This is a genomic window from Spirosoma endbachense (assembly GCF_010233585.1).
Classification (GTDB): Bacteria; Bacteroidota; Bacteroidia; order Cytophagales; family Spirosomataceae; genus Spirosoma; species Spirosoma endbachense.
The window spans coordinates 3136434-3149110 of the sequence record NZ_CP045997.1 but is presented as its reverse complement, the minus strand read 5'-3'; the positions used below and the strand labels follow the sequence as shown (position 1 = coordinate 3149110).

Genomic DNA, 12677 nt, shown 5'->3' with positions numbered 1-12677 from the left:
CCTGCAAAATAATCAAACTTCGGCAAGTAACCACTGGGCAATCAGGAAGTAAACACCAATGCCGATCAAGTCGTTGGCCGTTGTAATAAACGGTCCGGAAGCTACGGCCGGATTTATGCCAATGCGGTTGAGGAGCAATGGCGTTACCGTGCCCATAAACGAGGCCAGTAGCACCACCGCCAGCAAGGACGTGGCAACGACAAAAAACAAACGTGGTTCACCAATAATGAAGGTGTAGGTTCCGGCAATTAACCCAACGACCAACCCATTGATAATCGCGACGAGCAGCGTTCGGAGTAATCGTTTGGCAAGTGTCATGCTTAGCCCTGAGGTATCGGTCAGGCTTTGCAGAATGAGCGAGGAGGTCTGAATCCCGACATTTCCTCCCGTTGACCCAATGATGGGAATGAAAGCTGCCAACGCTGCTACTTTGCCCAGTTCGCTCTGAAAGCCATTAATGACCGTGGCCGCCAGCAAACTCCCGATAGCACCCGCCACCAGCCAGGGTAACTGTACTTTCGAGCGTTGCCAGACACTATCAGCCTCTTCCACTTCGCCCGACAAACCCGAAATAACCTGAATGTCTTCTTCGGCCTGTTCGGTAATAACGTCGACCACGTCATCAATGGTGATCCGGCCGAGTAATCGTTGCTGAATATTGACGACCGGAATCGCATCTAAATCGTACTTCCGCATCACTTCGGCCACCTCCGTCACCGGGCGATACGTTTCTACGAAAACAACGTCGTCGTCGTAGATGTCAGCGATTTTAGCATTCTTGCGGGCGAGCACAATTTTTTTGAGCGAAACCAGTCCCAAGAGTTTACCAACATCATCGACCACATAAACGGCATATACGTTTTCGACATCTTCGGCCTGTTGCCTGATTTCTTCAATACAGGCATTGACGGTCAGATTCACGTTGATTTTGATGAGCTCTTTCTGCATCAATCCCCCCGCCACACTGTCGTCGTAATGGAGCAGATCCAGAATAAAACGAGCCTGTTCGCGGTCTTCGAGCAAACCGATAACTTCTTCACGAACCTGAATGGGCTGTTCGTTGAGCAAGTCAACGGCGTCGTCGGAATCCATCTGGTTGATAAACGGGGCCAGTTCTTCCGACGTAAAGGTTTTGATCAGGTTCGTGCGATCGGTGGGGTTGAGGTTCGCCAGAATCTCAGCACCAACGGGTTGATCTAATAAGCTCAGCAGGTAATGAGCAGGTTCGGGTTCTAATTCATAGAGAATTCCCGAAATATCGGCTGGATACAACTCCTCCATTTCGGTCCGAAGCAGCGCGTCGTCGCCCGCTTCAATAGCCGACTGGATATGCTCAAGATAGTCTTTGGTGAGTTCGAAAGTCATAGTCAAGAATGAGGAATGAAAGGTGAAAATGAAGAGTTACTATAGATTCTTCACCTTTCATTCCTCATTCTTCATTAACAGCGTCAGTTGCACGAACTCAGCCACGCTTAGCTGTTCAGCCCGCTTGTCCATGAACGGACTGGCCAAAGCAGCTTCGGTCGGATTAAGCGGTTTAAGGGCATTACGGAGGGTTTTTCGACGCTGACTGAAGCCGTGCTTAACGACCTGAACAAACTTTCGCTCGTCGCAGCCAAGATCGGTTTTGTCGTTGCGTCGGAGCGAGAGTACACCTGAGTATACTTTGGGCGGAGGGTTAAAGACCCCCGGATCGACGGTAAATTCATACTTGATGTCATACCAGGCTTGCAGCAGCACGCTTAGAATGCCATAATCTTTATTGCCGGGTCCTGATGCCACACGCTGGGCGACTTCGCGCTGAAACATGCCGACTACTTCGGGAACACGATCACGCATATCCAGCACTTTAAAGAGGATCTGGGTTGAGATATTATACGGGAAATTGCCGATCACCGCAAAAGGCTCGGTATTGTCGGGCTGTTTAGTCGGTAGCAGATCGGGCCGGATATTCAGAAAGTCGGCCGCCAGGATGTGCCCCTCCAGTTTAGGGAAATGTAGTTTGAGATAATCAACCGACTCGCGGTCAATTTCAATGACATAAGTTTCGAACTTGTCATTGGTCAACAAATATTGCGTCAGCACACCTGTGCCTGGCCCAATTTCGAGTACTTTTTTATAAGATCGTACCGGCGCATTACCATCATTGCGGGTACCATGACCGGTCAATAATTCGGCAATACGCTGGGCGATGCTGAGGTCTTTCAAAAAATGCTGACCGAGTTCTTTTTTAGGCTTAACGTACACGATGCTGGAGGGTCAGATCGCAGGTTGCTGTCGCCGAAACGGAACGGCAACCCATGCGATTAGTTTTCGACCACAAAGGTACGGGGCATTGGGCGAATTATATGGACGGTTTTCGTTTATTGTGTGTAACCTGAGTCGTCTATTGTTTCGAATCGAAGCTACTACACGGCATCAATAGCTGTAAAAGCCTGCAAATGATCTGGTAGCCACTTTATTGACTTGTGAAAATGGTGACTGTTCATCTGCGCTGAATCCAAGTCTGCAACTGTCTGTGTACATGCGATTACTGTATGGTACGCAAACGTTCTTTCACGGCAGTAAGCGCTTGTGGTGGTGTTTTGCCAAAATCGGTATACCCTTTTTCTTTGTAATCAATTACCCGATATACATCGAGGCCACTGGCTGTTTTATAGGCCGGGCTGGCTCCTTTATCCAGCAGCAACTGACAGATATCCCACAGATCGTTGTCGGTTGCATACATCAACGCTGAGGTAATAATAACGCGCTCATCGTATTGGGGTGGAATGGCGTTTGGGTTAGCCCCATGCGCCAGCAATAGATTTACCTTTTGAGTTTTAAAGCCATCATCATTCCCCGAATAGAGGGCATTGAACAGGATTGGCGTCCCTGTAGGGTATTCGGTTGCATTTGGATTGGCGCCGTTCTTTAAAAACCACTCTAAAAGAGTTGGGTCGCCGTCGGTCACCAGAAAATGGGTTGGTGATCGAAGCTTATCCGCAGTTTCTACCGTGGCTCCGTGAGCCATGAGCAAATCGAGGCACTGAATGGCTTCGGGTGAAGGATTCTCTTTCGCGCGAAGAGTGGCAAAATCGAGTAATGTCGTATGATCAGTGCCGCTCTCGTTTATGGCAGCAATCGGCTGTTGTAGACCAAGTTTTAGTTGTGCCACATTCCCGCTGGCTATAGCTGCGGCAAGCTGCTGTCTGACAGGGTCCTGAAAGTAGTAAGCACCATTGGCTCGGTCGCTGAGTTCCTTGTCGTAACTTTTCTGTCGCCGATCTGCAATAATGGGCCCGAATACCAGACTCAGCAGGTAGCCGACTATTGGAAATCCGCTAAGAATGAGGGTTAGTATTTTTGTAAAGGAATAGGGTAGCAGGTTTAAGCCCACAAGTACTAGCAGCATGATAACAGCCAAAAATAAAATTCCAGCAGCCATTCCGCGACCAGCCGCATCTTGCCCGGAGCCAGCCGGCGTTAGAAACGCCCAGAGTAGCATAAACCCATAAAAGCTTAAAATGGCCCAGTTAATGAGTGTGATCGTTTTCATGCCGCTAACTAAGCGCTTATGGATGAGCATGTCTATCGGTAATTCATAACTGGTAGTAGGGAGCTAATAACTAGCGGGTGAAATCAAAAATCGATGTCCGTCAGCTCAAAATTCTGCTTGAGTGGAATTATACCCCCTTCTTCGGCACCGGGATGATAAATAATGGTTTCGGGTTGAATACCCTTCTGCACATTGCCAATGTCGCGCCTTCGGTTACCATTGGCGTCGATGATTAGGCGGACCCGGTAGCGGCCTGGTTTGAGCCGGGGGAAACTGTAGTTTGTTGTTCCGTACGACGATCGGATAACCGCGTATTTATCGTCAAGTAGCTCAACGATAAAGCTCTTATTGGCCCCGCCGACGGTTGCAGGGTTGATACGGCCAGCAATCAGGCCGTAGCTGTCTTCATCCGCAATTTTATACCGACCATTGTACCGGGCCAGCGTATCGCCCTGCACACTGATAAATGCCCCTTTTAGTAGCCTGAAGAGCAGTGTGTCTTTAAGATTCGTTTTTCGTTTTATGACCAGTTGACTGAAGCTATTACTCCAGGCCAGCTCTTCTGATGTAAATTTAAAGGGCTTTGTACTGTCGGGGCCAATGATGATAAGATCGGTGCTGAAGCGAAGAATGGGTTTAGAGAATTTGATGGTGAAATCCAGATTGTTATCAATCGGTTCACTGGCCGGTGGTGCCACCTGAACGGTCAGGGGTTTTCGGTCTTTTGCCCGCGATTTGATGGGCGAAAAATAAATTCGCTCCCTGAGTTCCGTGATATTGCCGACCGAATCCTGAGCCATAATGATCAAATTGATCGTATCGTTAGCCGCCCGGTTAGCTGGCCGAAAAAGCCGGATCATCTTGGGACTTTCTAAAAATGACACCAGCGTATCGGTCGACGGGACAAACGACATTGAGGTTGGAACAGCTGTTACCGACGTTGCTGTTGACGAGACCGCTGAGGTTGATACGCCTGTCGTGGATACAGCCGACGTGGAAGCGGCCGACGTGGAAGCGGCCGATGTAGATACGACGGTTGTGGAGACCATTTTGCCAAAGCGCAGTTGATAGCTGGCAATGCCACTACTAAGTTCCAGACCCAATGTTTCGTCGGTGCGCTCGCGTCGGCTGATTCGGGGCTTGGACGATCCCCGGAAAGCCACCATGTTGATGTCGGTATAATTGCGGTTGAGGTTCACAAGACTGTCGCGGAAGGCCACCCGTTCACCCGGTGTGTTGTTAACCAGATTCAAATCTTTATCGTCGAATCCATACACTTTATACTGGCCTGCTTTCACGTTTTCAATGCGATAAACGCCATTGCTATCGGTTCGGGCGTAATAGGCGGGGCGCTTCCGGTTGATAGGCAGCGTATCGGTCGGCGCAAACAGCCCGATTACGAAGTTGAGGATGGGCAGGCGGCTTTCGTCATCCAGAACAGTACCGCCCAAATAAAGTGAATCAATAACAGGGCCGGTACTAAACACAATCTTCGCATCTTTAGCGATATTTCGCTCGGTAATATCCTTTATGCCGTCAGAAAAGTTAATGGTATAGGTGGTATTCGGTTGCAGGGGCCGGTTAAAATTCAGCCGCAGGCCTTTTGGTAAGGCTTTTACGACAAACGTATTGCTATCCTGGGGCGTAACGGTGACTTTTTGCTGGATATTTTCGACATTGACGTACTCGTCGAATTCCAGTTCAACTGTTTTGCCGGTATAATTCAACTGTCGGGCCGTTGGCATGCTGCTTACCAGTTTGGGCGACAGGGTGTCTTTCTTGCCACCGGGTGGCTGAGCAACCTGAGCGCAATTTTGAAGCAGAATGGGAAGTGACAGTAAAAAAAATACTATAAAATGGCGAAGCGTCATACGTTAATTGGCAGTATACAGTTGGCAGTCGTCAACTGAGCGACTTGTTGTTTATGTATTTGCCTGTGCAGAGACTGTCAGGAATAATTTCTGACAACAATCAGCCACAAACTTAAAACCATAAACTAAGTATCCAGTGCAATCAGGCTACAAAGGTAAACGTCCGTTCATCGTTAAACTGTACCGACTGACATAAAATGGACGTCTGCTTCGTTACCTTAAGTAGAATTTTAAGAAAAATTAAAGGTCTCCGCCACAACGGAGGGTAGAGAACGGGGCAGTTTGGTACTTTTGCTCCTCACACATTCCCGTAATGACGAAAAATTTATTCATGGTCCGCACACGAGTCTGCCGGTTCCACCTATTTCTTGGCTTAGGGGTGGCTATCTTTTTACAGAGCTGTAATCTGGCTCCTAAAGAAGAGCAAAAGCCAACCGTTAAAGCTGATACAATAAATCAGATCAATTTTTTTCTGGAAACATCGGCCAGCATGGGCGGTTACCTGAATGGAAGTACGGAATTCAAAAATATTGTTTCTGAGTTTGCCAACAAGATCAGCCAGATTGAACCGGTGCGTAAACCCCTTGCCATTTATACCATCAGTGCCGAAGCGCAGGCCTATCCCGGCGATGTGGATAAGTTTGTGACAAGTCTGGCCACGGTTCCGCTGGCCAACGCCCGTAGCTCAGAACTTCACACGATTTTTCGGCAGGTGGGCGAAAAGGCGCGCAACAACAGCGTGGCGCTTCTGGTATCCGATTGTATTCTCTCATTTCCGGATGGAGACATTAAGAAAAATCCGCAGATCAACGCGACCGATGCATCGAGTGTCCTGAAAAACGAGATCAACCGGCAGTTTGCTGCCTTGAGCAAAGACACCATCAATGCAACGGTTTATGCCTATTCGTCGGCTTTCAATGGTACATACTACGATTATCAGAACAAAAAGCAGAAACTGAATGGCGAATCGCGGCCGTTTTATATCTGGGTTATCGGTAAACAGCGCATCCTGAATCTGTTTAATCAGAAATTACAGGCTGCCTTAACGACTAAACCCGATAAGCAGCTTGATTTTGGCGGGGGAGGCTCAACAGCGGGTTACAACCTGTTTTTTACCCTCAATCGGAAAGGCGAAAACTGGAATGCCGATGGGCAGCGAATCACGAACCTTAAAGGAGTTCGGGCCGATAGACCAGCTGAGTTTGCCATAGGGGTTAATCTGAGCGGATTGCCTGCCTACGCACAAACAGAAGCCTATCTGACCAAAAATCTGATCGTTGCGGCTGGAAATGCCGGGGTTAAATTGCTGAAAATTGAGCCAAAAGACGATGTGAAAGGTACCGAAAAGCTGAAAACCAACGAAGCCCGAATGCTGAGCGAGGCTACCCACGTGCTGACCTTTCGGGTAACACAGCTTTTTGAAAATGAAACGCCTGTTTCCATCAAACTACCTGTTCGCTACGATACCTGGTACCTAAATCAGTCGACGATGGACGACCGTACTTCGGCTGGCCGGGAGGGCAAAACCTTTGCACTTGAACACCTCATGAATGGTGTCCGCGATGCCTATGAAACGGGCTCCGGCGCCGATAAATCGTTTCTACAACTTACCATCACCCTCGAACAATAAACGGCACCCATGTTCACTGCTTTGTATGAATTGCTGATTGGCAAAAACCCTGATCCTACGTACCGCAACACTGTTTTTACACCCGTCGGCCTGCTAACGCTGGTGCTGATGCTGGGCCTGGCGGCTATTTTTTACCTGTTGCTGGGTCGCTGGAAAGCGATTTTTCACCGAACCAGTCACTGGGTGATTACGCTGGTTGTCGCCCTGATTATCGCGTTTTCGCTGGCTGTCAGCTACGCCAAAGACGCAACCGGCGAGCCCGAAGCCGATAGCTACATGCTTGGTTTTGGGGGCGTTAACTTAATTCTGGCCGGACTATTGTTTTTTGGTTTTTCGCTCCTGTTTCGGCGTGGATCGAAGTTCGCCCGGTACACACCTTTTTAAATTTCAGTTTAAAAAAAGTCTTCCGTTTACTGGGTCGAAGCCGTATTGCTCCACGCAGGAAACTAAAGACTGAAATCGTTTAAGTATGAAACTTTTCGTTTTTGCCATCGGTGGTACGGGTGCACGTGTGTTGCGCTCGCTAACGATGCTGCTGGCAGCCGGGGCTAAAGTGCCCGACAACCTGACCATTATTCCGATTCTGCTGGATATGGATATGCAGAACGGCGATACGGCTCGTGCCCTGAACGGCGTCGAACTGTACCGAACGATTCGCAATGCGGCTTATCCAAACGGAGCGCCACCGGCTGGTCAGAGTGATGCACCCCGGCCATTCTTTGCTACCCCGATCCAGTCGCTGGGAACACTCCAGAGCGAAACTACTCAGGAGCGGATCGGCGATTCATTTTTGCCCCAGCTGACCGAGCACCAGGGTACGTTCGAAGAGTTCCTGAATGTCAGTACCATGGACGACATCGACCGTGAACTGCTCAAAGTGCTCTACGATAATTCGGCAAAACCGACCAGTGCCGAGCTTAAACTCGACCTGTCGGTTGGTTTTAAGGGTAATCCGAATATTGGCAGCGTAGTTTTCAACGCGCTGGAAGATTCGGCACTTTACAAATACTTCGTCGGAGCGTTTAACAACGAAACGGACCGGATTTTTATCATCAGTTCCATCTTTGGCGGAACCGGATCATCGGGTTTCCCGCAGTTGGTGAAGCTGTTGCAGGAACCGAGCCAGAAAATGCCGATTCGCAACGCCCGCAAGGGAGCCGTTACGGTGATGCCCTATTTTGCGCTGGAAGAAAACGGGCAAAGTGCCATCGACCAGAATCGCTTTAATTCCAAGACTAAAGCGGCACTGTCCTACTATCAGAACCAGATTCATCTGGATTCGCTGTATTACATTGGCGATAAACCCGGCGCTAAACTTTATGCGAACGTAGAGGGAGGCTCCAAACAGGCCAACAATGCGCATATCGTCGAATTGCTGGCCGCCGAAACCGTACTGGATTTTGCCAATCGGGGAGCGGGTGAGTTTGCCGGGGCGAAAACCTATTACGAATATGGTCTCCGGCGCGATGACCGACAGTTAGACTTCGTTCATTTTGCCGATTCGACTTTTCGCAATGTGATGCAACCGTTGATTCGGTTTGCATATGCCAGTAAGTTCTACACGGAATACATACCGGCAAACCTGCGGGAGTCATTTGCCAAGAGTCTGGGGCTGCAACAGCAACTGGGTAGCAGTACCTATTTTGTGGCGCTGACGAAATTTATGGGTGAAGCTTTCCGGAAATGGCTCGCTGAAATGGGCGATAATGACCGGAAATTTGACCCGTTCAACTTCCAGACGGATTTCAATGGGCTGGTTCGTGCCAAACAGATTGAACCCAAAACGTTCATGGGCTTTGGCGATAAAGGTATCAGCGAAAGCTTCCTGCTCAATGAAGCGGGCGACGCCGAACCGAAACTACTCGCGCAATACCCACAGCCCGAAACGCGCCTGATGCAAATGCTGATGGTCGTGGCGGACAAGTGTATGCAAAAACTTGGCGACCTCAACCGGCAACTTGTTTAAAATGAGTTTGCAGGGTATCGTTTTGGGTGGATTACCTGCTGCGATTATACGCTCGCACGTTGCTACCGAAACATATACCCTGAAAACTGAAAACGGAAAATTTCAGTATGCCCCATATCCTTCGCATTGACAACGACCCGAACGTGGTCGAACAGAATCACCTCGGCTGGACGGGCGGAACCGTCGGGCTGGTTGGTAATCGCATTGAACACATTCCCGACACACTGCTGAATCAGGCTGGTCTGGCGGCCAAAGCAGGTACGTCGATTCCGTCGCCGTTTGCCCGGCTTTATTTATTCGACGCGGCTTTCCGGCTGGTCATGAACGACCTCCGACCGGCTCAGCCGACCATGTATCACGTACTGGTGTCGCACTGCCTCGATCTGCTCGAACTGTTGTTTCAGGCAGGTGGCAGCCCCGATCTGACCTACCGTGTCTGGAGCCGGGCCGATCGTTTGAGCGCCCTGAACCAGAAAGCTCCCTTGCCTAATGCGCCGAATCGTCGGCATCCGCATCGGGTGCTGGCTAAAGCGCTTGAGCTGGATATGCGCCACGATCTGGCCAATCTGCAAACGTTCACCCTGATTTATTACAAAGGGGCTTTGCTGGGTGGTACATCACCTCTAACGCTGGTATTTACGTCGCCCAACTGGGAACAGGAACGTCAGAACAAGTTTCTGGACCCACCCAAGAGCAGTACTGGCCGGGTATTGTTCCAGCAGGAATATGTACCGCTCGAAAGCCGCGACCGGACGTTCGTGACGTATTTAAGCCGGTTATTTGAGCAATACAAAAGCCTGTTGCCTGAAAACAGCGGTCTGACCAAGTTTCTGGACAAACTCTTCCGCGATAACCCGTACCCATTGCCGGTTGACGGTGGCAAAACGCTGAACGATTTCAATCCGATCAGTACGAATATCGAAGGGTTCAGCACGCTTCAGGTTGTAACGGGATTACCGTTATACAGCGTACGCGCCGATGATGTGCTGCGTGAAGTGGAGGGTAATAGTGATTTTGTGATGTTGCCAACCGTTGGGTATTACAAAGAAGAAACCAACAAAAACGGCGTAAAAACCAATGTGCGGCCACCTCTGGCGCTGGCTTCGCGCATGGATGTGCGTGGTCGCTACGTGAAAAACACCGATTGGGATTCGCGGACGGTCATTCCGTCATCATTGCTGAACGATCTGGGAGCGGGTGGGCTACTGGCCGACCGTCGGCTACCGGGTGTTGACAATGTGCAGTACCCGTTTGTCTCGACCGACGATTTCCTGGAGGATTTCCTGATTCGGATGCCGTTCAAGATCAATAACGAACGGTTTTTTACGGGAACGGTCAACCGCGCCGATTGCGATTTTCTGCTGCCGATCCGAAAAGAATACTTTAATTTTTTCACGCTCGCTGATCTCCGGAATTACCTGGTTCTGGACATCAGCGATCTGCGGGTAACGGCTACGCTCAAAGTCCCTGTTCGGGGGCAGGGCGTGCGCTTTGTGGAGTTCCGGAAAACCTATGAACTGAACGAGCCCGAAAAAGTGCTTGATTTGCCGGTCGGTATGGGGTTCTTCCCATTTTACCGACTCACGATTCCCGACCAGCAGGCGCTGAACAAATACACGGTTCTGCTGGCCGATGGCACAACATCGCAGGCGACCCAGGCCAGTTTTTACCGCTTTTCGGATGTCGTCAATCGACACGCGCTCACGAGTGGAAAACCACAGCCCCGAAGCCCTAAAGTGGGCGAACGGCCAGCTTCGTACTACTACAAAGTCAACGAAGCCTTCGATCTGGTCGAGATTCAATTGGCGCATAATGACATCCCATACCGGGGGATTGTGATGCCGGAATTTACAACGGTTTCCAATCGCGGTTACGAAGAGTTTACATTTGCTATCGATTTCGGAACGTCGAATACACACGTGGCCTACCTAGTTAAAGATCAGGGTGGAGCCAAGCCCGATCCAGAGCCATTGACCGTTACAGAAGAAGATCTTCAGATGGTGCTGCTTAACAAACCCTATTCGGGGCCGGGTATTAGTCGCGACTATGATCGGTATAGTGTCAAAAGCAGCTTCGGTGCGTTCGAACAGTTGGAGCCGTTGGTTCGGAGGGAGTTTGTTCCTCCACTCATTGGCCGAAATCCACGGCTTGGAACGCCGTTTGCCTTCCCGCTACGAACAACCATCTACGAGCGTGAGGGATTGACCCAGGGTGGCGATTACCTGTTTACGAAACTGAATCTTGGTTTTAATATTGACCTTGAGCAGGTTACCGTTGGCGACAATAACCGCTATGTATCGACCCTGAAATGGCTGTTCGAAAACAAACCGAACGACACGCTGAATGATCTTCGTGTTCGAGCGTTTTTTGAAACGCTATTGCTTCTGATCCGCCATAAAGTGGTTCAGAACAAAGGCGACGTTGCGCTGACAAAGATTGTCTGGCTGGCACCGTCGAGCATGACCCGGCGCACCCGAAATCGCCTGACTGCCGAGTGGAATAAAGCCATGCAGGAGGTGTTCGGTACTACGGCTTATTTCCAGGATGAACCGATTCTGGAATCACTGGCACCGTATTTTTATCTTCAGCGTCAGGGTGTTCTGCCGACAGCCAATGCCGTGAACGTCGATATCGGAGGGGGTACGTCGGACCTGATGTTTTTTGCGCAGGGTCAACGTCACTACTTCAATACGTCGTTCCGGTTTGCAGCCAACGACATCTGGGGCGGTGGTCTTGACGAAACCGGGGCACCTTCGGGCCGGATGGACAACGGATTTGTGTCGAACTTCCTGACATACCGCAGCAATAACCCATCGAGCCAGAAAACGGGAGCCGATCAAACGCTGGATGCCTTCCTTGACCCCAAACGTCGGATGTCGCCCGAAGATGTGGTCAGTTTATTGTTTAAATACGATGATCACTTCCAGTTTACGAAGGCCATTCAGAATCAGCAGCCTGCTTTGTTGATTGTGCTGTATCTGCACTATGCGGCCATTATTTATCACCTGGTTCAACTGATTGAATCGCAGGAAAAACAGGAAGGTGGTACTGCGCTTGAACTGCCGCGTTTCCTGACGTTTACGGGCCGGGGTAGCCAATACCTGAACCTGCTTGGAACACGGGCCGATCTGGTCGATTACACGAAGCGGTTGTTTGCGGCTTACACCACGAAACCCGTACCGACCAATTTCCAGATTCTGTTGACCGATAATCCGAAGGAAACGACGGCTAATGGAGCTGTGCTTTATCAGACGGCTACGGATCGGGATCAATACCGGGGTAATCAGACTACGGCTTATTGGGGAAATGAACCGACGCATCCGGTAACGTTTACCTATAACGAAACGACCGTTGATACCGTTGGGCATGAGAATGATTTCCATGATTCGGTGTTACGCAACGTGCGTGATTTTCTGGAGAAAACACTGAAAAATAACTCCGTATCAGCGTTTCTGGGTGATTTTGGTATTCGCCGGACACAGGATTATTACGACTTCCTGGTTGGATCAGACGTAACCCGGAGCAGTGTGCTGCATGATAGTTACATGCTGGCTAAACTACCTCTTGAGCGTGATGCTGATGCGCGACTGGCAGAAACGTTCTTTTTCCTGCCACTTAAAAACGCGCTCTACGAACTGTCGAAATACATTGCCAAAAACCAGTCGTAACGGA

The 12677-nt window shown here is 49.9% G+C and carries 8 protein-coding genes; 4 read left to right on the top strand and 4 right to left on the bottom strand.

Annotation, left to right across the window (positions count from 1 at the left end; translation table 11 throughout):
- Positions 1-12 precede the first annotated feature (12 nt).
- From mgtE to GJR95_RS12490, 4 genes are all read right to left on the bottom strand, one after another.
- Positions 13-1365 (bottom strand): magnesium transporter, encoded by a 1353-nt coding sequence (gene mgtE, locus GJR95_RS12505; protein ID WP_162386184.1) that lies wholly within the window; start codon positions 1363-1365, stop codon positions 13-15.
- 57 nt (positions 1366-1422) lie between these two features.
- Positions 1423-2247, bottom strand: a complete 825-nt coding sequence (gene rsmA / locus GJR95_RS12500; RefSeq protein ID WP_162386183.1) for a 16S rRNA (adenine(1518)-N(6)/adenine(1519)-N(6))-dimethyltransferase RsmA — start codon at positions 2245-2247, stop codon at positions 1423-1425.
- Positions 2248-2530: 283 nt separating this feature from the next.
- Positions 2531-3538: an ankyrin repeat domain-containing protein gene (locus GJR95_RS12495; protein ID WP_162386182.1), complete on the bottom strand. Its 1008-nt coding sequence runs from the start codon at positions 3536-3538 to the stop codon at positions 2531-2533.
- Between the two features lie 83 nt (positions 3539-3621).
- Positions 3622-5409, bottom strand: coding sequence for an Ig-like domain-containing domain (locus tag GJR95_RS12490; RefSeq protein ID WP_162386181.1), 1788 nt, complete (start codon positions 5407-5409; stop codon positions 3622-3624).
- A 313-nt stretch (positions 5410-5722) separates the two neighbouring features.
- On the opposite strand from GJR95_RS12490, the gene GJR95_RS12485 reads away from it, so the two are divergent.
- The 4 genes from GJR95_RS12485 (at position 5723) to GJR95_RS12470 (ending at position 12673) form a co-directional block, all read left to right on the top strand.
- Entirely contained in the window at positions 5723-7039 is a 1317-nt protein-coding gene (locus GJR95_RS12485; RefSeq protein ID WP_232541165.1) for a hypothetical protein, read from the top strand.
- Between the two features lie 9 nt (positions 7040-7048).
- Positions 7049-7423 (top strand): hypothetical protein, encoded by a 375-nt coding sequence (locus GJR95_RS12480; RefSeq protein ID WP_162386180.1) that lies wholly within the window; start codon positions 7049-7051, stop codon positions 7421-7423.
- A gap of 85 nt (positions 7424-7508) precedes the next feature.
- Entirely contained in the window at positions 7509-9005 is a 1497-nt protein-coding gene (locus GJR95_RS12475) for a hypothetical protein (protein WP_162386179.1), read from the top strand.
- 107 nt (positions 9006-9112) lie between these two features.
- Positions 9113-12673 (top strand): hypothetical protein, encoded by a 3561-nt coding sequence (locus GJR95_RS12470; RefSeq protein ID WP_162386178.1) that lies wholly within the window; start codon positions 9113-9115, stop codon positions 12671-12673.
- The last annotated feature ends 4 nt before the right edge of the window (positions 12674-12677 follow it).

Bases quoted from the DNA above. Each gene is read 5' to 3' on its own strand.
- GJR95_RS12490 (WP_162386181.1), bottom strand. From the start codon at position 5,409: ATGACGCTTCGCCATTTTATAGTATTTTTTTTACTGTCACTTCCCATT.
- GJR95_RS12475 (WP_162386179.1), top strand. From the start codon at position 7,509: ATGAAACTTTTCGTTTTTGCCATCGGTGGTACGGGTGCACGTGTGTTG.
- GJR95_RS12480 (WP_162386180.1), top strand. From the start codon at position 7,049: ATGTTCACTGCTTTGTATGAATTGCTGATTGGCAAAAACCCTGATCCT.
- GJR95_RS12470 (WP_162386178.1), top strand. From the start codon at position 9,113: ATGCCCCATATCCTTCGCATTGACAACGACCCGAACGTGGTCGAACAG.
- GJR95_RS12495 (WP_162386182.1), bottom strand. From the start codon at position 3,538: ATGAAAACGATCACACTCATTAACTGGGCCATTTTAAGCTTTTATGGG.
- GJR95_RS12485 (WP_232541165.1), top strand. From the start codon at position 5,723: ATGACGAAAAATTTATTCATGGTCCGCACACGAGTCTGCCGGTTCCAC.
- mgtE (WP_162386184.1), bottom strand. From the start codon at position 1,365: ATGACTTTCGAACTCACCAAAGACTATCTTGAGCATATCCAGTCGGCT.